Origin of the sequence: Sphingobium sp. (assembly GCF_048594625.1) — a bacterium.
In the GTDB taxonomy this organism is placed as follows: Bacteria; Pseudomonadota; Alphaproteobacteria; order Sphingomonadales; family Sphingomonadaceae; genus Sphingobium.
In genome coordinates this window covers 1-23,881 of record NZ_JBMDWL010000099.1, presented here as the reverse complement: position 1 = coordinate 23,881, position 23,881 = coordinate 1, and the positions used below count along the sequence as shown (strand labels likewise).

Here is a 23,881-nt window from a genome sequence, read left to right as displayed (position 1 = left end):
GAAAAGGCCCCAGGTCATCAGCGACCGGGGCCTTTTTCCTGTCGGTGGGGGCTGCGTCAGCCCTTGCGTTCGTCGTCCACCATGTCGGACGCCAGTTCCAGCCCGGCCCGGCCATGCGAAGGCGTATGGGCGGGCGCCTTGGGATGGGCGATGTCGACCGGTTCCTCGACCTCCAGCATACCTTCCCATTTGGTGATGACCGACGTCGCGATGGCGTTGCCCAGCACGTTGGTGGCGGTGCGGCCCATGTCCATGAAGTGATCGACCGCCAGGACGAAGGCGACGCCTTCGACCGGCAGGTCGAACTGCGCCAGCGTGGCGGCCACGACGACCAGCGACGCGCGCGGCACCGCGGCGATGCCCTTGCTGGTGACCATCAGGACGAGCAGGATGGTGATCTGCGTCGCGATGGGCAGGTCGATGCCATAGGCCTGCGCGATGAAGATGGTGGCGAAGGTCGCATACATCATCGACCCGTCGAGGTTGAAGCTGTAGCCCAGCGGCAGCACGAAGCTGTAGATGCGGCGCGGGATGCCGAAACGGTCCAGCTGTTCCAGCATCTTGGGATAGGCGGCTTCGGACGATGCGGTGGAGAAAGCGATCAGCAAAGGTTCGCGGACATAACGGATCAGCTTCACCATGCGCTTGCCAAGGAAGACCGAACCGGCCGCGAACAGCAGCAGCCACAGGCAGAAGAGGGCGACGTAGAATTCGCCGACCAGCTGCCCATAGGTTTTGAGCACGCCAAGCCCCTGCACCGTTACCGAAGAGGCCAGCGCGCCGAACACCGCGAAGGGCGCGACGCGCATGACATAGCCGGTCACCTGCAACATCAGTTCGACCATCGCTTCGATCACGGTGACGATGGGCTTGCCCTTTTCACCGATGGCGGTGAGCGCCACGCCCACGAACAGCGAGAAGACGACGATCTGAAGGATCTGGTTGTCGGCCATCGCGCCGATCATCGACGTCGGGAAGACGTGCAGGATGAAGTCGCGGAAATTGAGCGCTTCGGTATTCACGCCCGAATCCGCGCCGGAACGCACGAGGTTGAGACCCGCGCCGGGTTCGAAGAAATTGACGAAGATCAGGCCCAGCGTCAGCGAAATCAGGCTGGCGATGATGAACCAGGCGAGCGCACGGCCGCCGATGCGGCCCAGCGCCGCGCTGTCGCCCATGTGGGCGATGCCCGCGACCAGCGTGGAAAAGACCAGCGGCGCGATGATCATCTTGATCAGATGCAGGAATATGTCGGCCAGCAGGTGGAAATAACCGGCCACATCCTTCGCCAGCGTTTCGTCACCGGCGACCCAGATATTGGCCACGAAGCCCGTCAACACCCCCAAAACCATGCCGATGAGGATGAAGGCCGTCAGTCTGTTTCGCATCAAATTCCTCATGGGCCACGCACATGCTCGCCCCGCCTGTATTTTGTTGATAGGGCCGACACCTAACAGGCGACCGGGCCGCCCGCAATCGGCGTAGGGCCGGTCATGTCCGGGAAGACGAAGCAGGCGCGGCTTTCCGCCCCCGCTTTTTTCGCCGGTCCGCCGTTAACGGGAAATGTCAGGGATAGAGCAGCCCGGTGCGCCATCCGTCGCCATCGCGTTCGAACAGCTGGCGTTCGTGCAGTCGATGTTCGCGATCCTGCCAGAATTCGATGCGTTCGGGTGTCAGGCGGAATCCCGACCAGTGCGGCGGGCGGGATACGGGGCCGCCGTCGAAACGGGCGCTGACATCGTCGAACCGATCCATGAAGGTCTGACGGTCGGGCAGGGGACGGGACTGGTCGGATGCCCATGCGCCCAGCTGGCTGTCGCGGCTGCGCGTCGCGAAATAGGCGTCGGCCGTGGCATCGTCCACCGGGGCGACGGCCCCTTCGATCCGGATCTGGCGGCGCAGCGATTTCCAGTGGAACAGCAGGGCGGCGTGGGGATTGGCGATCAGGTCGCCTGCCTTTCGCCCTTCGAAATTGGTGTAGAAGACGAAACCGTCCGGCCCATGCCCTTTCAGCAGCACCATCCGGACGGACGGCCGCCCGCGCGCATCGGCGGTGGCCAGCGCCATGGCGTTGCTGTCGTTGATTTCGGTGTCGCGCGCATGCGCATACCATGTGTCGAACAGGGCGAAGGGATCGGTCATGCCTGGCCCTTTAGAGCATTTAGGCGTCATCTGGAACAGATGACGGATCGCAAAATGCGGTAAACAAAGGGCATTTGAGACATGATCCGATCAAGGCCGATCGGGTCATGCTTTGTCGCGCAGACGGCGCCCTGTCGATAGGGGCACATGGACAAGGGGCAGTCGCGCGTCCGGGGCGGCTGCACCCGCCCCGGACGGCTCCTCCCCCATCAGGTCAGAAGCGGAATCCCAGGCCCGCCGACCAGCTGGTATAATCGGTCGCCTTCGTCAGGCCGAGGTTGACGCGGATGAGGTCGCGGGCATTGCGCGCCGATTCCTCACGCCCACGCAGGCCGAACGACAGACCAAATTCGTGGAACTTGTCGAAATAGAGTTCGTCGCCCGCATAGTTGGTGAAGGTGTAGCTGGCGCGGACCGACGTGTTGCGGCCCAGACCCCGGAACTTGAGCGGCAGATCGTAGGCAAGGCCGTTGCGGAATACCCAGTTCTTCAGGCCCGGATTGACGTTGTAGCCGGTAAAGCCGGTGCTGAGCGTCTGGGTATAGCCCGCCATGTTGCCGATGACGATGCGGCCGCGCCCGACATTGCCCAGCACGAAACGGCTGGCGACGGTGGTCGACAGCATATGGCCGAGCGATCCGATCTGGTCCGACGCGGTGATGCCATAGCCGACGCGCGGTTCCAGCGACCAGCGGCGCGCCAGCACCGGCACTTCGACGCCGACGCCGAACTGTGCGGTGACGGCGCGCGCGCCGTTCACTTCGGAATAGCTGACCGGCGAATCGATCTTCAGCAGCGCGCGGCCGCCTTCGCCAAGGCGGAAGCTGCGGGCGACGCGCGCGTCGATCCGCTTGAAATCATAGCGGCCGCCACTGGACGAACCCCAGTTGTAATTGGCGCCCACGATCCATGGATCGCCCGCCGTGTTGCTGCCGCCGCTGGCCGCATCCTGTTCGATCGCCGAATCGCCCGACGACAGGTCCAGACTGGCACGAACCAGCGAACCCTGAACCGAACCGGGGTTGCCCGCCAGCGGATCGATGGGCGATGTGCGGGCCAGCGCGCGCAGCAGGGCGCGGACCAGCCGTTCGGCTTCGGGACCATCGATGTCGTCCAGATAGCTGTCGAACTGTGCATAGGCTTCGTCACGGGTCCGGCCGGTGAAGACGCTGGTATAGCGTTCGCCCACCTCGTCCAGCGCGGGCACGCGGATGGTGAAGGTCGTGCTGTTCGCGGCATAGGAACCCTGGATCAGCAGGCCGCGAAAATCCATGACGCCCGCCACGGCGGCGCGGTCGTTGTAAAGCGACACGCCATTGCGGGTATAGCGTTCGCGCAGGCGCGCCGGGTCCATGAATTCATAGCTGCGCGACGCGATGTTCAGCCCATAGGTGTCGTACAGCGGCACGCCGCCTGCCGTGGTCAGCTGAACGCTGATGCGGAACAGGCTTTCCAGCTGTGCGATTTCCGCGCTGGTCGGTGGTGTCGTCGATGTCTGCGCCCCCGCAGAGCCTGACCATGCCAATGCCACGGTCGCCGCCGCGGCCAGAATAACGCCCCTGTTGAAATGCATTGCGATAAATTCCCCCATGATTCCCAAAAGATCGACCCCGCGGGCGCTCTAGGAAAAAGGGAGAATCGGCGCATACCCTGAACGGGGTATGCGTCCGTCAGGACGATCCCTGTCTTGAATGTCGGCGCCGCATCGTCCACATAGTCGCAGAGTGATGCTTTTGTGCAACAGGTAGAATGATGGCCGATCCCTATTCCCTTCTGGGCGTGACCCGCAGCGCGACGGAGGCGGAAATCAAGTCCGCCTATCGCAAGCTGGCCAAGGAACTCCACCCGGACAAGAACAAGGATAATCCCAAGGCGGCGGACAAATTTTCCGCCGTGACCAACGCCTATGACCTGTTGTCGGACAAGGACAAGCGCGCCCGGTTCGACCGGGGCGAAATCGACGGCGATGGCAATCCCACCGCGCCCTTCGGCTTTGGCGGGGGCGGCGGCGGGCGCGGCCATGCGGGCGGCGGGTTCGACACCGGCGGCGCGGATTTCGGCGATATTTTCGAAGGGCTGTTCGGCGGCGCAGGGCGCCGTGCGGGCGGTGGCGGCGGCTTTGGCGGGTTCGGGCGTCAGGCCCCCCCGCCAAAGGGCGGCAACGTCACCTATCGTCTGGCGGTGCAATTTGTGGACGCGGCCACGCTCGCGCCCCAGCGGATCACCCTTCAGGACGGAAAGACCATCGACCTGAAACTGCCCGCCGGGGTCGAAAGCGGCACGCAGATGCGGCTGTCGGGCAAGGGGCAGGCGGGGCCGGGCGGCGCGGGCGACGCGATCGTCACCATCGATGTGAAGCCGCATCCCTTTTTCCGCCGCGATGGCGACAATGTGCTGCTGGACCTGCCCATCACCATCGATGAAGCGGTGAATGGCGGCAAGGTGAAGGTGCCGACCGTCGAGGGTCCGGTGATGCTGGGCGTGACGCCGGGCGCGACGTCGGGCCGGACGCTGCGCCTGCGCGGCCGTGGCTTTACCGGCAAGGACGGGCAGCGCGGCGATCAGCTCGTCACGCTTCAGATCGACGTCCCGGCCGACGATCCGGCCATCCGGGCGCTGGTCGAAGGCTGGCAGGACCAGCGGGCCGTTCGCGCCCATCTGGGCGTCTGAGGCGTTAGGCCGGGCGATGCCGATGCCTTCGCCCCTGTCGCCCGAATCCCGTCGTCAGATGGAACAGCGCTTCCATCGCCAGATCGACCGCGTGCGCCCCGGCACCCAGCCGTTCGAAGTGATGAAGCGCGTGGTCGTGGGCACCTATAGCGACGGGTTCATCCATGCCGGGAACCTGGCCTATCTGTCGCTGATGACGCTGTTCCCCTTTTTCATCGTCGCGGCGGCGGTGGCCAGCATATTCGGCCGGACGCAGGACGGGGTGCAGGCGGTGAACGCGTTTCTCTACACCGTCCCGCGCGGCGTGGCCGATGTGGTGCGCCAGCCGATCAACGATGTGCTGACCGCGCGCAGCGGCCCGCTGCTCTGGCTGGGCGGGCTGGTGGGCCTGTGGACCGTGGGCAGCCTCATCGAAACCATCCGCGACATATTGCGCCGCGCCTATGGCACCAAAAGCACCAAACCATTCTGGCGATACCGGCTGGGCGCGATCGGCATCACGCTGGTCAGCGTGTTCGCCGTGATGTTCGCCTTTTCGCTGCAGGTCGCGATCACCGGCGTCGATCAGTTTCTGCACCAGATCCTGCCCTTTGCCGACGATGCCATATCGCTGGTCGCGTCGGCAAAGCTGGTGCCGATGGGCATTTTATGCGTCGCGCTCTGGTCGTTGTTCGTGGCGCTGACGCCCACCGCCTATAAATCGCGCCGCTTTCCCAAATGGCCCGGCGCGGTCGCGACATCCTTATGGTGGTATGCCACGACCATGTTGTTGCCGCCCACTTTGTCGCTGCTGGGTGGCTATGGCCGGACCTATGGCAGCCTGGCCGGTGTCATGATCACCCTCATTTTTTTCTTTCTCGTGGGGCTTGGCGTGGTAATTGGCGCCGAATTGAACGCGGCGCTGGCGGAATTCCCGGACGAGGAAGCGCCTCCGCCCGCGCAGGACAAAGGGAACGGAACGACGATATGAACGGCTTGATGGCAGGAAAGCGCGGGCTCATCATGGGGCTGGCGAACGACAAGTCGCTGGCCTGGGGCATTGCCAAGCAGTTGCACGCACAGGGCGCGGAACTGGCTTTTTCCTATCAGGGCGATGCGCTGGCCAAGCGGGTGAAGCCGCTGGCGGAACAGCTGGGTTCCGATTTCCTGATCGACTGCGATGTCACCGACATGGACAAGCTGGACGCGGCCTTCGCGGAAATCGAGGCGCGCTGGGGCACGATCGACTTCGTGGTCCACGCCATCGGCTTTTCCGACAAGAATGAGTTGCGCGGCCTGTATGTCGACACCAGCCTCGACAATTTCCTGCTGACCATGAACGTGTCCGCTTACAGTTTCGTGGCGGTGACCAAGCGCGCCCGCGCGCTGATGCCCAATGGCGGCAGCATCCTGACGCTGAGCTATTATGGCGCGGAAAAGGTGATCCCGCATTACAACGTCATGGGCGTGGCGAAGGCGGCGCTGGAAACCAGCGTCAAATATCTGGCGATGGACCTTGGCCCGGAAAATATCCGCGTCAACGCGATCTCGGCTGGTCCCATCAAGACGCTGGCCGCCAGCGGTATCGGCGATTTCCGCTATATCCTCAAGTGGAACGAGCTGAATTCGCCACTGCGCCGCAATGTGACCATCGACGATGTGGGCGGCGCCGGCCTGTACCTGCTGTCCGATCTGGCGGCGGGCGTGACCGGCGAAATCCACCATGTCGACGCAGGTTACAACGTCATCGGCATGAAGGCCGAAGACGCACCGGACATCGCGCTGGACAAGTGAGGCGCCATCAAGCCCTCGCCCCATTGGGGGAGAGGGAGGGGCCCGCCGCGTAGCGATGGGAGGGTGAGGGAATATGAGTTTCAACAGTTTCGGTCGCGTTTTTCGCTTCACCACCTGGGGCGAAAGCCATGGTCCTGCCATCGGCGCGGTGGTGGATGGCTGTCCTCCGGGGCTGGAACTGAGCGAAGCGGACATTCAGCCATGGCTGGACCTGCGCAAGCCGGGCACGTCCAAATTCACGACCCAGCGCCGCGAACCCGATGAGGTGCGCATCCTGTCGGGCGTGTTCGAAGGGCGGACGACCGGCACGCCGATCAGCCTGATGATCGAAAATACCGACCAACGTTCGAAGGATTATTCGGATGTGGCCAAGGCGTATCGCCCCGGTCATGCCGATTATGCCTATGACGCCAAATATGGCTTTCGCGACTATCGCGGCGGCGGGCGATCGTCCGCCCGCGAAACCGCCAGCCGCGTGGCGGCGGGCGCGGTCGCGCGCGCGGTCATTTCCGAAGTCGACATCTTTGCCTATGTCAGCGAAATCGGTGGTGACGCAATCGACTATGCCAATTTCGATGCAGAGCAGATCGGCCAGAATCCCTTCTTCTGCCCCGACCCCGTGGCCGTGGAACGGTGGGAAAAACTGGTCGATGGCGCGCGGCTGGATGGGTCGTCCATCGGTGCGGTGGTGGAATGCGTCGCGTCGGGCGTACCGGCGGGCTGGGGCGCGCCGCTTTATGCGAAGCTCGACAGCGAACTGGCCGCCGCGATGATGAGCATCAACGCGGTCAAGGGCGTGGAGATTGGCGATGGTTTCGCCGCCGCCCGCCTGCGCGGCGAAGAGAATGCAGATCCGATGCGGCCTGCCATGGATGGGGGCAATGACGGTCCGGTCTTCCTTGCCAATCATGCGGGCGGGATCGCCGGGGGCATTTCCACCGGACAGCCGGTCAAGTTGCGCGTCGCGTTCAAGCCGACCAGCTCCATCCTGATCCCGGTCGACACCGTCACGCGCGAAGGCGAAGCGTCGCAGATCATCACGAAGGGGCGGCATGATCCCTGCGTCGGCATTCGCGGCGTACCCGTGGTCGAAGCGATGATGGCGCTGGTGCTGGCGGATCAGAAACTGCTTCACCGCGCACAATGTGGCGACCGGGCGGAGCGCTGACGCGCCGAACCGATCCGATCGCGCGCCCAATCCAGATTAAGCGCGAGACGACTCAGTTTTATTACGCTATGATGACGGTCATCGCCCGCGGGAGGGCGAGCGGCAGAGCGTAAGCCTGGGGAGCGTCACCACGCGGCGCCACGTTTTTCCTGAAAAGCGCGGCGATTAAAAAGCGCGGTCTGACGGTCAAAACGTCCCCTCAAAGCCGCGACACGGGCCAGCCATGCAACCATGGCTGGCCCATTTCGTTTCACCCCGGAAAGGACACGCGACCACGCGATCCGCAGGGGGACATGCATGCATTTCATCACCGCGCTGCTCGGCATCTATCGCGCGGAAATCGGCCTGATCGTGCTGGCCTGCATGTTCGTCGCCTTCGTGCGCGAACGTTATTCCCCCACCGTGGTCGCGGTGGTCGGGGCGTGCGTCTATGGCGTGCTGGGCATGCTGAACGAAAAGGCGATGTTCTCCGTCTTTTCCAACAGCGCGCCTTTGACGGTCGGCGCCATGTTTGTCCTGTCGGGCGCGCTGATTCGGACCGGCGTCATCAGCCGCGTCGCGGACCTCATCATGACCCGTGCGCAGCGGCATCCGCGTATCGCCCTTGCCGAAGTGACGCTGGGCACCATGTTGCTGTCGGCTTTCCTCAACAACACGCCGGTCGTGGTGCTGATGATCCCGATCATGTTCAAACTGGCGCAGGCGACCGGTTATCCGGTCAAGAAACTGCTGATCCCGATGAACACCGTCGCGGTGCTGGGCGGATGCCTGACGCTGGTGGGCACGTCCACCAATCTGGTCGTCGCGGGAATCGCGGCGGAACAGGGGATGGACCGTTTCGGCATATTCGACATCACCCCCTATGGCGCGGTCGGCGCGGCGGCGGGCATCGTCGCGCTGCTGTCGCTGTCCTTCCTGCTGCCCAGCGATCCGCCGTCGATCGCGGGGGAGGATGGCGGCGCGGTGCAGGATTATCTGACCGAACTGGTGGTGCCGCAGGACAGCGACGACATCGGCGCGGAAATCGGGACGCTTGGCATTTTTGGCCGGTCGGTCCGGTTGCTGGGCCTCAGGCGCGCGGGTGAGATAAAGCGGCAGGATCTGGAGCAGGAAGAACTGCATTCGGGCGACCACCTGATCGTGCGCGCCGATGGCACGACCATCATGACGCTGCGCGAATCGGGGCGTTTTGAACTGGGCGTCGCCGCCGATTCGCGGACCAGCGCAGGCGAAGGCACGGTGGTCGAGGCGATGATCGCGCCCAGCCACCCCTCCATCGGCGAACGGCTGCTCGACATTCCGTTCCTGCATGCGCTGCGCGTGCGCATCATCGGCATCCATCGCGCCCGCCATCTGCCCGGACCCGACCTTGGCGACACGCGCATTCGCGGCGCCGACCGGCTGCTGGTCGCGGGCGGGGACGATGCGATGCGCGCGCTGAAGGACAATCCCCACCTGATCGGCGTGGACGTCAGCCGCACCCGCGCCTTTCGCCCGCGCAAGGCATGGATTGCGATCGCCGCCATGGCGGGGGCGGTGGGGCTGTCCGCATTCGACGTGGTGGGCATTGGCCTCGCCGCCGTGATTGCCGTCGGCCTGATCCTCGTCACCCGCTGCATCGACCCGGAGGAGGCATGGGGGGCGATAGATGGCGACACGCTGATCCTGATCTTTGCCATGCTGGCGGTCGGGCTGGCGCTGGAACAGGCGGGCAGCGTCGCGCTGATGGTCGGGTGGATCACGCCGCTGATGCAGATCGCCCCGGCATGGAGCCTCGTCTTCATCGTCTATTTCGCATCGCTGCTTCTGTCCGAACTGCTCAGCAACAATGCGGTCGCGGCGCTGATGACGCCGATCACCATCGCGCTGGCGCACCAGTTGGGCACCGATCCGCGCCCGCTGGTCATCGCGCTGATGATCGGTGCGTCGGCCTGTTTCGCGACACCCATCGGTTACCAGACCAACGCGCTGGTCTATGCGGCGGGGGATTATCGCTTCGCCGATTTCGTGCGGATCGGCGTGCCGATCAACATCATCGTGGGGGCGGCGGTGTGCGCTGCACTGGTCGTACTGGGCTGAGTGTCCATTGGCGCGCATCTGGACCTGTTCGGTCCCGCGCGCCCGCGCCATCACCGGCGCAGTCATAAAAGGAACCCGCCATGCCCAGCCTCCCTTTCACGCAGGTCGACGCCTTTGCCGACGCGCCCTTCACCGGCAATCCTGCCGCCGTCATGCCGCTGGACGGCTGGCTCGACGATGCCATGCTTCAGGCGATAGCACAGGAAAACAATCTGTCCGAAACCGCCTTCACGATCCCCACGCCGGATGATGCGGAGGCGGATTACGAACTGCGCTGGTTCACGCCCACTGTCGAGGTGAAGCTGTGCGGCCATGCGACGCTGGCCAGCGGCCATGTGCTGATGGGCAACCGGCAGGCCGTGCGGTTCCGCACCCGCCATGCGGGCATATTGACCGTCGCGCGCGATGGCGATGGCTATACCCTGTCGCTGCCCGCATGGACCACGCAGCCAAAGGCGATGCCCGATCTGGCAGTGGCGATGGGCGGGGATGTGCTGGAAACGCACTGGCGCGACGGCGGCTATGCCATCTTCGTCTATCCCGACGCAGCCGCCATCCATGCGCTGACGCCCGATTATGCGACGCTGAAAAAAGCGGGCGACCTGTTGCTGATGGCGACCGCGCCGGGGGAGGACAGCGACATGATCAGCCGCGTTTTCGTGCCCGGCGGCGGCGTGGACGAAGATCCGGTCACCGGTTCGGCCCATGGCCTGCTGACCCCCTATTGGGCGGCGCGGACCGGCAAGCGCGCGCTGACTGCCTATCAGGCGTCGGCCCGTGGCGGCCGCCTGCGCTGCACGCTGGATGGCGACCGCGTGATCCTGACCGGGACATGCCGCACGATGATCGAAGGACGCTTCCTGCTCTGAAGGCGTCAGCCCGGAAATATCCCGATCAACTTTGCCAGCGCCCCCCGGACGGCGGCGCGCTGTTCCTTTTCGGGCGACATGCCGATCCGCACCACCGTCAGCCGCTGCGACGGGGAAATCAGGATATATTGGCCGTTATGCCCGACGCATCCGAACAGGCTCTGCGGCGCGAGGCCGGGCATCAGCGCGCTTTCGCTGCTGTCGCGGTTCAGCCACAGGTGCGCGCCATAGGCGGCGTTGCGGGGGGACGGGGTGCGCATGAAATCCACCCATTTTTCCGGCACGATCTGATGCCCGTTGGGCGACCGGCCATGGTTGCGCAGCAATTCGCCGAACCGCCCGTAATCGCGCGCCGTCATGTGCAGGATGCTGCCGCCGATCATGGTGCCCGCCGCATCATATTCGGGCGTCAGGCTGGATAGCTTGCCCGGCGCCTTGAGCCGCCCGTCGATGAAGCTCTGCATCGCGCGCCGCCGCACGTCCGGATCGGGGCTGTTGGTCAGCATCCGCGTCATCAGGTCGGACAGGATGATGGAACTGCCGGTGGAATAGGAAAAGACTTCGCCCGGCGCCTGCGCCTGCGGCTTGGATTCCGCATAGGCGCGCATGTCCGGCGCGCCGTCCATGAACAGCATCCGCACCGTGTCGCCATCGGTCACCGGGTCGCCATCCTCCACATGGTCCAGGCCGGACCGCATCTGGAGCAGCTGGCGCAGCGTGATGCGCCCGCGCGGATCGCCCGGCTGGCTCCATGCCGCGACCGGCACCGGCGAATCGAGCGCCAGTCGCCCGTCCGACACCATCAGCCCCACCAGCACCGCGGTCACGCTCTTGGCGATCGACCAGGACAGCAATTTCGTGTCCGGCCCATATCCCGGCGCATAGCGTTCCGCGATCACCTGACCATCGCGCATCACCAGCAGGGCGCGGGTCTGCCCCATGGCGCCATCGTCGAACAGCGGGGCGATCGCACCGCGCAGCGCGCTTTCCCCGACCACCGCGTCGCTCGCCACGCGATAGACGGGATCGGCGGCCGGCGCCGCGCGCACGACCAGCGCACCGGCGATGGCCATCGCGCCCAGCGCGCCCGTTGCCAGTCCAAGGCGCTTTACGATTCGGCTGTCGATCTGCATAAGCCGCGCCCTTACAGAAGCGATGGGAAAAGGGCCATGCCGGTTCGACGCAAATGGTGGATGGGGGGCGGCGCGTTGCTGCTTCTGGTGTTGCTGGGCCTGCTGGCATGGCAATGGACCACGATCAGCGCCCGTGCGCGGCTGGGCAGCGCCTATGGCGCGCGGCTGGGCTGTTCATGCCGCTATGTCGAAGGGCGTGCCATGGGCAGCTGCAACGACGACAAGGAACCGGGCATGGCGATGGTGCGCCTGACCGACCTGCCCGAAGAACGCGCCGTACAGGCAAGCGTCCCCCTGCTCGCCAGCCGCACCGCACGGTTCAAACCGGGCTGGGGCTGCCTGCTCGACCCGGTGGAATAGGTTGATTGCGACCGTAGTCGGTCATTCGACAGCTGTCGGCGATTGCCTATGGCAGACGGGCGAATGGGCAATATGGTGACATCATGAAAAGGAAGCGCTTCGCTAGAAACCCCGCCGGGAAATGATTCGTGAAGGGGACCGGAAAGGCTTACATGCCTGCGACATGGGAAGGCTGGCTCGTTCTCTCCCCTTCATTGCATTCATCGTTATTGCTTCGATTGTTGGCCTCGGTAACTGACGACCAGTTCTTGCCCGTCGATAGGCTTTAACTGCTTCCGGATAGCGGACATTAAGCGATAAGGCTAAAACGGCGGAAGGAGACCACCATGCCGACCGTCGAAGTGTTTGAAAAAGATGAGATGACGCCCCTCTTTCAAGGCGATTTTTCCTTTTTGCCTCGGATAGGAGAATACATTTCCAAGGATGCAGGAGGGTATTTCAACTACTACAATGTGGTTGAGGTCTGGCACCGCGAAGAGGGCGAAACTGGCATCTTTCGAGCGTGCATTCGTGTCGAAATCAACGACTAGGTCATAACCAAGGATAGGCAGCAGCCGACCCACACATGAACGCTCGCTGACATCCTGAACCTATCGCAATGCTGACATTGCCTAGCTCCCGTTGAGCCGATAGCATTCCGCGAGATTTCGGGAGGGCTGATGAAGCATTTAGTCGCATTTGGCCTTGTTGCATTATCGTCTGCCACGCTCGCCCAGCCCCGAGCGTCGGCGCCAACACCGATCGCTGCTGCGGAAGCCTATGTCGCGTACGAGGCAAATGTCTGCCGCGCGCAAATAGATGTTTGTGAAGGCGTTGGGAACGGCTCTCCGCCGAATGTGCAGAAGCTAGTTTGCCGTCATCGGTCGGGCGAGGCTGCTCAATGCAGGTTCGAGGCACAGGGTCACGTATGCGACGCGCGGTTCAGACGAACTCCCTCAACCGTAGATGGGTGGAGCGTAGCGTTTAGCAATAAGGTGCCTAAAGGGCCTGACATACGGTGCAAATGAATGGGCGCTTCAAGCGTGTCAGCTTTACCGCAATTCCCGCTTAAACCCGCCTTTCCGCTTCCCACCCATCCAAGGCACTAGCCCCGCCGCGCTGCACCCGCTAAGGCCGTCCGATGGCGCGCGACATCCCCACGCTTCTCCACGACATATTCGGTTTCACGGCCTTTCGCGGGGTGCAGGAACAGGTGGTCGGCCGCGTCATGGCGGGCCTGCCGACGCTGGCGATCATGCCCACGGGCGCTGGCAAGTCGCTCTGTTACCAGCTGCCCTCCGCGGCGCTCGACGGCTGCTGCATCGTCGTGTCGCCGCTGATCGCCCTGATGCATGATCAGTTGCGGGCCGCCAATGCGGTGGGCCTGCGCGCCGCCAGCCTGACCAGCGTCGATACGGACTGGCGCGAAACGCAGGACAGGCTGCGCAATGGCGATCTGGACCTGCTCTATGTCGCGCCCGAACGGGCCAGTCAGGAACCGTTCCGCAATCTGCTCCGATCGGCCAGGGTCGCCCTGTTCGCGATCGACGAAGCGCATTGCGTGTCCGAATGGGGGCATGATTTCCGCCCCGACTATCGCCTGCTGCGCCCGTTGCTGGACGAATTTCCCGATGTCCCGCGTCTGGCGCTGACCGCTACGGCGGACGCGCATACGCGCCGCGACATATTGGTCCAGCTGGGCATACCCGACGACGGCCTCATCATCTCCGGCTTCGACCGGCCCAATATCCGCTATGCCGTGTATCCGCGCGATGGCCTGACGCGGCAGCTGGCCGACCTGCTGGCCGCCAATCCCGGCCCCGGCGTCGTCTATGCCCAGACCCGCGCCGCGACGGAAAAGCTGGCCGAAACGCTGGGGCGGGGCGGGCGGGCCGTGCGCGCCTATCATGCGGGGATGGACCCGGCGGTGCGCGCCGCCAATCAGGCCGCCTTCATCGCCAGCGAAGATATGGTGATGGTCGCCACCGTCGCGTTCGGCATGGGCATCGACAAGCCCGACGTGCGTTTCGTCGCCCATGCGGGCCTGCCCAAATCGATCGAGGGCTATTATCAGGAATCGGGCCGTGCGGGGCGCGACGGCGAACCGGCGGTGGCGCATCTGTTCTGGGGCGCGGAAGATTTCGCCCGCGCCCGGATGCGCATCGCCGAACTGGAACAGAGCCGCCAGCAGGGCGAGCGTGCGCGCATCGCGGCGCTGGGCGCGCTCGTCGAAACCGCCACCTGTCGCCGCGCCATATTGTTGCGCCATTTCGGCGAAGATCCGCCCGCCACATGCGGCAATTGCGACAATTGCCTGACCCCGCCCGCCAGCGTCGACGCGACGCAGACCGCCCGCAAATACCTGTCCGCCGTCTATCGCACCGGGCAGAGTTTCGGCGCGGGCCATATCGAAGCGGTGCTGACCGGCGCGCCCAATGACAAGGTGCGCGAACGCGGCCATGACAGAATCTCCGTCCATGGCATCGTGGATGGTGATGAGGTCGCGCTGTTGCGCCCGGTGTCACGCGCGCTGCTGGTGCGCGATGCGCTGGAAACGACGGAGCATGGCGGGCTGATGCTTGGTCCCAATGCGCGTCCCATCCTGCGTGGGGAAGAAGAAGTGCGCATTTTGGTGCCGCCCCGGCGCGAGAAGCGCGGCAAGCGCAGCGCCCGCAATGGCGCGGATGCCAATCCGGTCGGCGATCTGTTGTTTGACGCATTGCGCGCCTGCCGCCGCGAACTGGCGCAGGATGCGGGCGTGCCGCCCTATGTCATCTTCCACGATTCGACTTTGCGCGAAATGGCCGAGCAGCGCCCGTCATCGATCCGCGAGATGAGCCATATCAGCGGCATCGGGCAAAAGAAGCTGGATGCATGGGGCGACGCCTTCCTGGCCGCGATCCGTCCGTTTCTCTGATCGTCGCTGTCCTACCCGGTGCTGGGCTGGCATAAGGGAGGCGAGGCTGTCATTATTACGATATGTCGGGCGCGGGACATTATATGTCCAATTTAGCGGGAAATGTGCGAAGTCAAGCGCCGATCGTCCACCCGACCGCGCCGCTTCCCCTTGCAACCATCGTCGCCACGGCGCATGGCTCCGGCAAAAGGAGAAGCCCCATGTTCCGCAAACTGACCGACCGCATCCTCGTTTCCCCGCAGATCAGCGTCGCGTCGGTGGCAGAGGCCAAGGCGCAGGGCGTCACCATCATTGTCAACAACCGCCCCGATGACGAAGAACCGGGGCAGGTCAACGGCGCGGAGATCGAGGCCGCGGCAAAGGAAGCAGGCATCGCCTATGTCGCGGTGCCGGTCGCCCATGGCGGCTTCTCCCCGTGGCAGCTGGACGGCATGGCGCAGGCGCTGGAACAGGTGGAAGGGGGCAAGATGCTCGCTTATTGCCGGTCCGGCACGCGCAGCACGCTGTTATGGGCGCTGACCCGCGCGCGTGCGGGCGACGATGGCGACGCACTGGCCGCGCAGGCCGCACAAGCCGGGTACGACATCGCACCGGTGCGCCAGCTCATGGATGCGCTGGCCGGCCGGTAACACGGCTGGCGACGGGATGGCGGCTTTGGGTGGTTTCCAGACCGTCTGGTTTTGGAGAGATGATTGACGATAGCGGAAGACGTGCAGATAAAATCGTTCGGCAACAATCGCTCTCTTGCAGACGTTCGATTCAAGAGCGGCATTGCATAAGATTGGTTTGCTAGTCAGTCTGGCCTTATGAGTAACAGGTTTTCAGGTCAGCCAACGACACGCGTTGTTAAGGCGCTGCAAGCAGTTTATCGCACGTTCGAGATGAGCCCCCTTCGGCCATCGAAGGCTGCCCCTGCTGCATTGACACCCGCCGCACCGATGTTCTGCTCACTACCCATCTGCGGGAAATCAGCGGACAGGATCTCTGGCGCTATGTTTCAGGAGCATTCCTGACGGTTGGAGACGAGCGGGACTTCCGGTATCTCCTGCCGCGTATCCTAGATGTGTCAGCGTCCGACCCGGCGAACGCCAATGACCCTGAGATTGTGCTGGGTAAGCTCCGGCTCGCGGGATGGCGCTCGTGGCCGGTGAACGAACAGCATGCGATAGAAGAATTCATCGAAGCATGGTTTGAACAGGCGGTCGCGAGCGACTTAGCAGACGCAGATGATGGTTGGATCGGTTGGGAAGCCGAAAGTGTGCTTTGCGGCGGAGGGCGAGCCGGATTGTTGCTGGACCGCTGGCTTCTGCGATTGGCAGAACCAGACGCGGCACCACTTCTGGCTGAAATACGGGAGCGGTTTCCGAGCAAGCCTTCAGGCTTTTGGGAGGATGTGCCTAGCGCTTTCCATGAGGTGAGAGCATTTTTGGATCAAGACTGAGGCTAAGTCCGCTTACCACCAAGATTTGGTCAGTCAGTCTTCGCCTTGTCATCGGCATGAATGGCGGTTTCAGCGATCCGCATGGCCTGACGGAATGACATAGAATGGTCGATGGCTGACCGGCAGCTTTTCCCTCGCCAATTAAGCCGGTCGAACCTGAACGAATGGCCGCTTCTGAGAGATAAGTATGGGCCGCTGAGTGACGACAAAGGGCGCGTAGCCGCCACGCTGTAACCCTTGAGTCCTTGCAACGGCAAGGATCCAAGGCAGTTTCAGATTTCAGTGCCCTCTGCGAGGGTCAAAGCGTCCTCCACGTCCACGCCGAGGTATCTGACCGTGCTTTCGATCTTCGTGTGCCCAAGCAAAATCTGGACGGCGCGGAGATTTCCAGTCGCCTTGTAGATGATCGACGCCTTGGTTCGGCGCAAAGAGTGGGTGCCATAATCTTCGCCGGGAAGTCCGATCCCCGTGACCCATTCATCAACAAGGCGAGCGTATTGCCTGGTGCTTATGTGGGCTGCGTGATCGGTACGGCTAGGAAATGCGAAATCCTCCAAGGATCCACCTCTCAGTTCCAGCCATTTGAGCAGGCTGGCGCGGGTATCAGTCATCAGTTCGAACTGGACCGGTCTGCCAGTCTTTTGCTGTACGACCGTGGCCCGTGTTCGAATTTTCCGATCACACACGATATCGCTGATCCTGATCTTCACCAGATCGCATCCGCGAAGCTTGCTATCGATGGCCAGGTCAAAGAGAGCCCGGTCGAAGCGGATCGCCCATATCTGACGGGGCTTGAGCGCTCGTTTTGCTCCAACCTTACGCCCGGCGTTCCAAGATACCCGCTCGCGAGCGGCGGGATCAAACTCCGATAATCCCATGACACATCTCCTGTGGCCGTAATGGCCATAGCGAGAACGCTTCAGGAGAGGTCGATCCAAATCAGCCGTTCAACCGCCGATTTTTGGCTCCAAGGTCCGGTCGGTCCGTTCTTCCAGCGGGGGGCAATCGGCCTTTCCGACGCTCGCCCTCCATGTGCGCATTCGCGCAAGGAACGGTAGATCGTTCCAGCGAAAATTCATATTCGTGATCAGCGCGCTCAAAAGGCGTTCCGCCCCTCGGCTATGTTTAGAAGCTCGGAGAACACCAGCGTCGCGGGAGCACGCCCGGAGGCTGGCACGAGTTCACGCAGGATTCCGTGATCGCGAAAGTCCCGAACGAGCTTTCTCGCGGTAGCAGCGGGAATTTGCGCTGACTCGATGAAGTCCGGGGTCTTGAACAGTGGTCGCTGGAAGATCCAGTCGAGTGCGCGCACGGCGTATTGCGAATGCGTGATCTCGACGACGGCATCGCGCTTTTCTTGGTGGAGGGCCAGAATGGCCTGTGCCTTTTTCGTATTGGCATCCGCTTGGGCGATGATACCGCGCAAGAAGAAGGCGACCCATCCGCTCCAGTCATCGTCCCGGGAAACCGCGAGCATTCGGTCATAGTACTCGCTGCGGTTCGCTTCCAGATATTCCGAGAGGTAGAAATTTGGTCGCGAAAGCAGCCCGTGATTGTAGAGGAACAGGGGAATGATGAGGCGGCCGATACGCCCGTTGCCGTCGAGAAAAGGGTGGATCGCTTCGAACTCGGCATGGACAATAGCCAATTGGACCAGACGGTCAGGCGCTTCGGCGTGAATATACTCTTCCCATCCGGCCATGACCGCATCGATACGGTCCGCGCCGGGAGGAACGAACCGCGCCTGCTCGATGGAGCATCCGTCCGCACCGATCCAGTTGGGAATGCCCCGATAATGCCCGGGATCCTTGTTGCGACCTCGAACGCCGTCCATCAGCACCTCGTGCGTGGCCTTGATGAGACGTTGCGACAGCGGCAGATTTTCCATGAGCCGCGTGGCCTCATGAAGCGCGGCCCGATAATTGAGTACTTCGCGGGCGTCGGCCTTCTTGGGGCTGCTTTCGTCGAAGAGTTGGCCTTGCGCTTCAAATTCGAGGACTTCGCCAAGGGTGACTTGGGTGCCTTCGATCTTGCTGGAAAGGACAGCTTCGCGCGAAGTGAGTGGCGACAACAGGATATCCGGGTTGGGAATGCCAGCAAGGACGCCTTCGTAGCGAGCAACTGCCGCATTGGCAGGTCCCACCAGCGGGAACAATATGGCCAGATCAAGGGCCGGAGGAGGGAAGCGGCCTTCATGGTACAGGACGGGCACGTATAGCTCTCCCGATCGTATGAAGCCGGGGCAGCCTCATTCTTGATGATCGTCTGCCTCTCTCTAGCACATTTGATGATCGCAAAAAGGCAATTCGCTTACATCAAATTACCTTGACGACGAAAATCGATCATCAAACCCGAAGCCATCCGAGCAGCGGTGCGCCGCCATCGCTTTTGCGGTCGACCCTTTCCAGCCATTCATGTCGATTTTCCCGTTCCCAAGTGTAGACCGGCGGCTTTCCAATGGATGCCTAAGACATGGCCGCGAGCCGAAGGGCGGCTCGCAATGTTGGTCCTCGATTAAGGTTTGTAAGCGTGCTGCGAACCCTTCGGCGAAGCGCGCGGAGCGAGTGCGTGACCGCGAGACCAAGCCCGAGCTGATCGTCCGGCGATTATTGCGCGGCATGGGATAACGCGATCGGCAGAACGCGATCGGCAGGAGGTGAAGAACTTGGTCTCGATTTCCCCGATCTCATATGCTTGGCGAGCATTGACAGCATGCGACGACCGACCCTGATTGACGGCGCTCGCCGCTTGGGCTTTCTGCCTACACGAACCGCTTTGAGAGGAAATGATGGCGAATCCGATTGATCGACGTTCAGTACTCGCAGGAACGGCTGTTGGCGGCGCGGCGCTCGCCAGCGGCGGTGCCCAGGCCCAGCGCCGCGCCACGGCGGATCCAGGGCAGATTTACGAGCTTCGGACCTATCGCCTGGTCCACGGCCCAATGCGAACTCGTCTCGACTCATATCTTCGCGAAGCCTTCATTCCGGCCGCACGTCGCGCCGGTTGTGGACCGATCGGAGTGTTTATCGCGGCCATCGGCCCCGGCAGCCCGAGCGTGCACGTCCTGATACCCCATCCGTCGATAACGGATTTCGCGGCTTTGCCTGGCAAGCTGTCGGACGATCCGGTCTATAAAAAGACGGCAGATCCATTCCTGAACGTCGCGCCCGACGCGCCGGCATATGCATCACTCGACGTGAAGCTGATGCGCGCTTTCCCTCACTTTCCGCGTGTCGAGATTCCAGGTGCAACTCGTACCAATCAGGCTCGCATCTTTGAACTTCGGACGTATTTCAGCCATAGCGACAGGGCGGGAGCAACCAAGATAGAGATGTTCGACACTGGCGGCGAGATCGAGATTTTCCGTCGCAACGGATTGAACCCGGTCTTTTTTGCGCAGGATCTGACGGGGCAGCGCTTGCCGAGCCTGACCTATATGCTGACCTTTCCAGATCTCGCGACGCGCGAGAAAAACTGGAAGAGCTTCATCGCAGATCCGGACTGGCACCAGCTGATCACGACCCCGGGATTGACCGATCCCGAAATCACTACCGGCATCGATAACCAGATCCTGACCCCCGTGCCCTACTCACAGATTTGACGGCTGGCCGGCTGCTTAATCCGGCCTGCACCGAAAGTTTAGCCGCCAGCCGAAGGAGTCATTCCTGCCAGATCCTCGGGCCATTCTGCTTTCAGCGGGTTGACCAGATTTCTGCCACCGACAGTCATCCCGTAAGGCTCTGTAAATGTCGCTGACGCAGGGCTGTGTCGATCAGTAACCCGCCGAAGCTTTCAGGAAGCAGGACCTGTTCTTGATTGGCGATCGTCAGGGCCAGGTTGGATGCGCGCATCCCAGCCCAGCATTGCTGTTTCCGCGACGGCCTTCAGGTCTTCAAGGCTCGCTCCATCGCGGGCCAACACTGACATGCCATTCTGTACAGCCTGAACGAAGCGCGCGAGAGCATGAACATCCACCGGTCGGCTGAACTCACCATGTCCCTGCCCCTGTAAGAGCCGGTCCTTGAGCCGCGTCAGTGTCGTCTGGCGTGCTGACGCCACCAGCGCGCCCAGATCCGCGTGGCCCTCCGCTCCGACAGCAGACATAGTCACCATACATCCATTGGCGGCCTGACTAAGCCCCACAGCGGAATCATGAAGGAATGCCGCCACTGCGCCCCGAGCCGTATCAGCGGAAAAAAAGCCGCTCCAGGCGATGGCTTCGTTAGAACGGGCGTAATGTTCGAGCGCTTCCGCATAAAGCGCCTCTTTCGAGCCAAACGCTGCATAGAGGCTGGGTGATCCTATCCCCATCGCTGATGTAAGATCGCCAATTGACGTTGCGGAATATCCCTTCTGCCAGAACAGGCGCATCGCTACCGCAAGCGCTGCCTCTCGGTCAAAGGCTCTTGGCCTGCCGCGACGCCCTGTTCCACAGGCGCTGGCGCTTTGGGCATCATTCTGCATCGATCAATATATAAATAGGTTGACGCTCGACTGCAACGTGCACATCTAATCTGTATCGATCGACACAGAAAGGAATCGACAATGCAGGAACTGACGGGTAAATTTGCTCTGGTCACCGGGGCATCCCGCGGTATCGGCGCCGCTATCGCGATAGCGCTCGCGGATAAGGGCGCGGACGTCGCGATCACCTATGAGCGGTCGGCGGAACGCGCCGAACAGGTGGTGAAAACGATACAACAAAAGGGGCGGAAAGCCGTGGCGATCCAGGCAGACAGCGCTGACCCGGCCGCGATACAACGCTCGGTCGATAAAGCGGCCCGCGCGCTCGGTGGTCTCGACATTCTTGTCAACAACGCTGCTATCGCGCGGTACAATGATCTTGCAACTTTCACGGTAGAGGACATTGACGCCTTGCTGGCAGTGAACGTGCGCGGGCCGATACTGGCCGCGAAAGCGGCTATCCCTTATCTGAAGGCGGGCGGCCGTATTATCAACATCGGTTCAGCTGGTGCGGACCGCATTGTTGGCACGCCAGGCACCGTCTACTACATGACCAAGTCCGCGCTTCAGTCGTTCAACCGCGGCCTTGCGCAAGAACTGGGGCCGCGCGATGTCACGGTCAACCTTGTCCAGCCTGGCTCGACAAACACGGAAATGAATCCGGAGGAAGGCGAATTTGCGGATTTCCAGCGCAACCTCATCCCACTCGGCCGCTACGGACAGCCAGAGGATGTCGCAGCAGCGGTAGCGTTTCTTGCAACGCCCTCTGCCCGGCAGATCACCGGCACAATTCTCAACGTCGATGGCGGCGCGCTGACCTGATACCGAGGCTAGGCTGTCTGTGCTTAGTTAGGTGCGCAGCATAAGAAAGGCTGCGCACCTATGTATCGTCTGCTTCTGGATGGCTAATTTGAAAGGCATGCGAAATTGTTAGTTCCCGAGCCGACCCATTCCAGCCACTCAAATGCGATTTTGTTTTTCTTCAAAGCGGCCGTTAATATGAGCACGAAAACAGGGAACCTGTCATCCAAGTCAGAAACGCGACCGCGTGGCAAAGCCGATCTTCCCAAATCCGGTCACGTATTCCAGAAGCCGCTTTTTCGCCCGTGTCGAGCCTTGAGCAATGCTACATAGGCTTCATGATCCTTGTGATCGTCAAATACATCAATCTTCCTGGCGAGGTGTTCGCATGTCTGAAGATGCCGTGCGGCGTGGGGATATCGCTTATATCTGGCCTTGTCGAGCGCGAAGCCGATCATTGCGCGTAAGAGCAACGTTGCCGCCAACGGATGACGTTGCTCCAACGCCTCTGCCGCCGGCGTGAGAAGCCAATAAAGGTCCCCATCCAGTTCTTGATGGCGTGTAAGGATCAATTCGGCCGCCTGGCCAAGGGCAGGCCATTCGATCAGAAAGGACAGCGCCTGGTGAAAATCGGGAAACTGACGAGCATAGTCCAGCGCCCGGCGTTCCGCCTCCACATCGTCAAAATCCGGCAAGCGCTTGATAAAGGCCTTGAGATAATCTGAATGCAGGCTCTGCTCAAAGATCTGCCATCGTTCGCGTTGAGCATCTTCGAGCATGGCTGAGGCCTCCAGAGCGTCTATCCTGACCCTTTGCCAATCGGGCCAGCGACCACCGCCGTGATTTTGGGGGCTGGCTCGCTCCAGTGCAGCCAACGTCTCTGCCGGACGACCGGCGGCTAACAGGCGCTCGGCGATCCTTGCGGCGATTGCCGGATTGGCACGTTCCTCCTCAGAATGAAGCGAGGCATAGCCATCAACATCACCCAATGCGTCGGCAATTTCGGCAAGCGCGCTTTGCACCAGTAGGGCGTGGCGCCGCGAAGCATAATCATCCTCAAAGATGGGACCGCGTGAACTGATGCCGATGATCTTGCGATCATCCTTGGTTGGCGTGGTTGGCTCGGAACCCAGCGTTTCAAACTTTGCCTTCAGAATCGCCAGCCCGTCGGAGCCCAACGCCGGTGCGACCAGAGGGATCAGTCCATCAAACTGGCCGTAATCGTTCGAACGCACGCCGTCATAGACACGATCCGCTAGCCAAGCAGCATCATGCCCGGTCTGGCTAGCCACGGTACCCACATCATCTAGAGCCTGTCCCATGACGCAACCGATGGTGCCGTTGCTATCGTCGCATCTCTCATAGATCGATGACGCCATATCCAGCAGCCGCCACAGCAGTTCGAAGGCTTCCATCGGATGGGTTGGCGCAACATGGGCAATGATCGCCAACCGTTGCGTATCCAAATCCCGAGCGAGCGGCTCAACCTTCTGCCAATCCAAAAATGATCTCGATCTAGCGATCGAGATAAGACGCTTGCGAATTTCCGCCGCGACGTCGGCACCGCCGCCTTGGCTGGCGAGTTCAAGCCGCAAGCGCCGCTTCATTGCCGCGTCGCCCTCTGCCAAGTCGATAAGCAACTCAGCCAGCCTGGCGGCACCCAATGCCGCAAGATTCTCCACATTCAGGGTCTTGGAAGAAGCCATGGCGTTTCTTCGCGAAGGTGCCCGGTTCGGTCAATGGGGGATGCGCTACCTAGCGACCGTCGACCCATTCAAGACCTTCGGGGGCCGATTTATCATCTCCAAGTGTGGACGGTCCGCTATCCTGACGGCTCGCGACCGCCATACGCCATTGCAGCTTGGCGCCGGAGCGACCGGTCACCTATTCAATGGCCGCTGCAGCGCGCAGATCGTCACCGACAGACGCATCAACATTATTGATGCTAGGCGGCGTGGACAAATTTAAGCCAGTATCTGGCCGTTGCGAGATGGACCATTCCAAGGAAGCTATTGGCCAGTTGATCGTATCGGGTAGCGATGGCGCGGTTGATCTTAAGGTGGCCGAACATGCGCTCGATACGGT

Annotated in this window: 22 protein-coding genes; 13 read left to right on the top strand and 9 right to left on the bottom strand. The window is 62.2% G+C overall.

Annotated elements, in window-relative coordinates; genetic code table 11:
* Positions 1 to 56: 56 nt before the first annotated feature.
* The 3 genes from ACOJSJ_RS12500 to ACOJSJ_RS12490 all read right to left on the bottom strand — a co-directional run bounded on the left by ACOJSJ_RS12500 (position 57) and on the right by ACOJSJ_RS12490 (position 3,715).
* Positions 57 to 1,388 carry a dicarboxylate/amino acid:cation symporter gene (locus tag ACOJSJ_RS12500; RefSeq protein ID WP_420145311.1) on the bottom strand — a complete coding sequence of 444 codons (1,332 nt, stop codon included), beginning with the start codon at positions 1,386 to 1,388 and terminating at the stop codon, positions 57 to 59.
* Positions 1,389 to 1,566: 178 nt separating this feature from the next.
* A complete protein-coding gene (pdxH, locus tag ACOJSJ_RS12495) occupies positions 1,567 to 2,142 on the bottom strand; it encodes a pyridoxamine 5'-phosphate oxidase (protein WP_420145310.1) in 576 nt (191 codons plus the stop codon).
* A 214-nt stretch (positions 2,143 to 2,356) separates the two neighbouring features.
* Complete coding sequence (locus ACOJSJ_RS12490; protein WP_420145309.1) at positions 2,357 to 3,715, bottom strand: hypothetical protein; 1,359 nt, start codon at positions 3,713 to 3,715, stop codon at positions 2,357 to 2,359.
* A gap of 179 nt (positions 3,716 to 3,894) precedes the next feature.
* On the opposite strand from ACOJSJ_RS12490, the gene ACOJSJ_RS12485 reads away from it, so the two are divergent.
* The 6 genes from ACOJSJ_RS12485 to ACOJSJ_RS12460 all read left to right on the top strand — a co-directional run bounded on the left by ACOJSJ_RS12485 (position 3,895) and on the right by ACOJSJ_RS12460 (position 10,701).
* A complete protein-coding gene (locus ACOJSJ_RS12485) occupies positions 3,895 to 4,812 on the top strand; it encodes a DnaJ C-terminal domain-containing protein (protein ID WP_420145354.1) in 918 nt (305 codons plus the stop codon).
* 16 nt (positions 4,813 to 4,828) lie between these two features.
* Positions 4,829 to 5,782, top strand: a complete 954-nt coding sequence (locus ACOJSJ_RS12480) for a YihY/virulence factor BrkB family protein (RefSeq protein ID WP_420145308.1) — start codon at positions 4,829 to 4,831, stop codon at positions 5,780 to 5,782.
* A complete protein-coding gene (gene fabI / locus ACOJSJ_RS12475) occupies positions 5,779 to 6,585 on the top strand; it encodes an enoyl-ACP reductase FabI (protein WP_420145307.1) in 807 nt (268 codons plus the stop codon). The genes ACOJSJ_RS12480 and fabI overlap by 4 nt, the downstream gene beginning before the upstream one ends.
* A gap of 73 nt (positions 6,586 to 6,658) precedes the next feature.
* Positions 6,659 to 7,753, top strand: a complete 1,095-nt coding sequence (gene aroC / locus ACOJSJ_RS12470) for a chorismate synthase (RefSeq protein WP_420145306.1) — start codon at positions 6,659 to 6,661, stop codon at positions 7,751 to 7,753.
* 297 nt (positions 7,754 to 8,050) lie between these two features.
* Positions 8,051 to 9,832 carry an SLC13 family permease gene (locus ACOJSJ_RS12465; RefSeq protein WP_420145305.1) on the top strand — a complete coding sequence of 594 codons (1,782 nt, stop codon included), beginning with the start codon at positions 8,051 to 8,053 and terminating at the stop codon, positions 9,830 to 9,832.
* Between the two features lie 80 nt (positions 9,833 to 9,912).
* The gene (locus ACOJSJ_RS12460) at positions 9,913 to 10,701 is read left to right on the top strand and encodes a PhzF family phenazine biosynthesis protein (RefSeq protein ID WP_420145304.1); all 789 of its coding nucleotides are present in this window, start codon (positions 9,913 to 9,915) and stop codon (positions 10,699 to 10,701) included.
* A 5-nt stretch (positions 10,702 to 10,706) separates the two neighbouring features.
* Here the strand turns inward: ACOJSJ_RS12460 and ACOJSJ_RS12455 are convergent, their stop codons facing one another.
* Entirely contained in the window at positions 10,707 to 11,834 is a 1,128-nt protein-coding gene (locus ACOJSJ_RS12455) for a serine hydrolase domain-containing protein (protein WP_420145303.1), read from the bottom strand.
* Positions 11,835 to 11,870: 36 nt separating this feature from the next.
* Between ACOJSJ_RS12455 and ACOJSJ_RS12450 the strand changes: the two genes are divergently transcribed.
* From ACOJSJ_RS12450 to ACOJSJ_RS12430, 5 genes are all read left to right on the top strand, one after another.
* Positions 11,871 to 12,194: a hypothetical protein gene (locus tag ACOJSJ_RS12450; protein ID WP_420145302.1), complete on the top strand. Its 324-nt coding sequence runs from the start codon at positions 11,871 to 11,873 to the stop codon at positions 12,192 to 12,194.
* 326 nt (positions 12,195 to 12,520) lie between these two features.
* Positions 12,521 to 12,724 (top strand): hypothetical protein, encoded by a 204-nt coding sequence (locus tag ACOJSJ_RS12445; protein WP_083951369.1) that lies wholly within the window; start codon positions 12,521 to 12,523, stop codon positions 12,722 to 12,724.
* A gap of 590 nt (positions 12,725 to 13,314) precedes the next feature.
* On the top strand, positions 13,315 to 15,090 hold the full coding sequence (recQ, locus tag ACOJSJ_RS12440; protein ID WP_420145301.1) for a DNA helicase RecQ: 1,776 nt from the start codon (positions 13,315 to 13,317) through the stop codon (positions 15,088 to 15,090).
* Between the two features lie 200 nt (positions 15,091 to 15,290).
* Positions 15,291 to 15,719, top strand: coding sequence for a TIGR01244 family sulfur transferase (locus tag ACOJSJ_RS12435; RefSeq protein ID WP_420145300.1), 429 nt, complete (start codon positions 15,291 to 15,293; stop codon positions 15,717 to 15,719).
* A gap of 518 nt (positions 15,720 to 16,237) precedes the next feature.
* Entirely contained in the window at positions 16,238 to 16,531 is a 294-nt protein-coding gene (locus ACOJSJ_RS12430; RefSeq protein WP_420145299.1) for a hypothetical protein, read from the top strand.
* Between the two features lie 272 nt (positions 16,532 to 16,803).
* On the opposite strand, the gene ACOJSJ_RS12425 is transcribed toward ACOJSJ_RS12430, so the two are convergent.
* The gene (locus ACOJSJ_RS12425) at positions 16,804 to 17,409 is read right to left on the bottom strand and encodes a tyrosine-type recombinase/integrase (RefSeq protein ID WP_420145298.1); all 606 of its coding nucleotides are present in this window, start codon (positions 17,407 to 17,409) and stop codon (positions 16,804 to 16,806) included.
* A 218-nt stretch (positions 17,410 to 17,627) separates the two neighbouring features.
* Positions 17,628 to 18,743 carry a Fic family protein gene (locus tag ACOJSJ_RS12420; RefSeq protein ID WP_420145297.1) on the bottom strand — a complete coding sequence of 372 codons (1,116 nt, stop codon included), beginning with the start codon at positions 18,741 to 18,743 and terminating at the stop codon, positions 17,628 to 17,630.
* A 573-nt stretch (positions 18,744 to 19,316) separates the two neighbouring features.
* On the opposite strand from ACOJSJ_RS12420, the gene ACOJSJ_RS12415 reads away from it, so the two are divergent.
* Positions 19,317 to 20,132, top strand: coding sequence for an NIPSNAP family protein (locus ACOJSJ_RS12415; RefSeq protein ID WP_420145296.1), 816 nt, complete (start codon positions 19,317 to 19,319; stop codon positions 20,130 to 20,132).
* Between the two features lie 191 nt (positions 20,133 to 20,323).
* On the opposite strand, the gene ACOJSJ_RS12410 is transcribed toward ACOJSJ_RS12415, so the two are convergent.
* Positions 20,324 to 20,902, bottom strand: coding sequence for a TetR/AcrR family transcriptional regulator (locus tag ACOJSJ_RS12410; protein ID WP_420145295.1), 579 nt, complete (start codon positions 20,900 to 20,902; stop codon positions 20,324 to 20,326).
* Positions 20,903 to 21,076: 174 nt separating this feature from the next.
* Between ACOJSJ_RS12410 and ACOJSJ_RS12405 the strand changes: the two genes are divergently transcribed.
* The gene (locus ACOJSJ_RS12405) at positions 21,077 to 21,817 is read left to right on the top strand and encodes an SDR family NAD(P)-dependent oxidoreductase (RefSeq protein WP_420145294.1); all 741 of its coding nucleotides are present in this window, start codon (positions 21,077 to 21,079) and stop codon (positions 21,815 to 21,817) included.
* A gap of 254 nt (positions 21,818 to 22,071) precedes the next feature.
* Here ACOJSJ_RS12405 and ACOJSJ_RS12400 read toward each other — a convergent pair whose 3' ends face one another.
* Together ACOJSJ_RS12400 and ACOJSJ_RS12395 are read right to left on the bottom strand one after the other, a co-directional pair.
* Positions 22,072 to 23,502: a DUF6880 family protein gene (locus tag ACOJSJ_RS12400; protein ID WP_420145293.1), complete on the bottom strand. Its 1,431-nt coding sequence runs from the start codon at positions 23,500 to 23,502 to the stop codon at positions 22,072 to 22,074.
* 239 nt (positions 23,503 to 23,741) lie between these two features.
* Positions 23,742 to 23,867 (bottom strand): transposase, encoded by a 126-nt coding sequence (locus tag ACOJSJ_RS12395; RefSeq protein WP_037482006.1) that lies wholly within the window; start codon positions 23,865 to 23,867, stop codon positions 23,742 to 23,744.
* Positions 23,868 to 23,881: the final 14 nt, after the last annotated feature.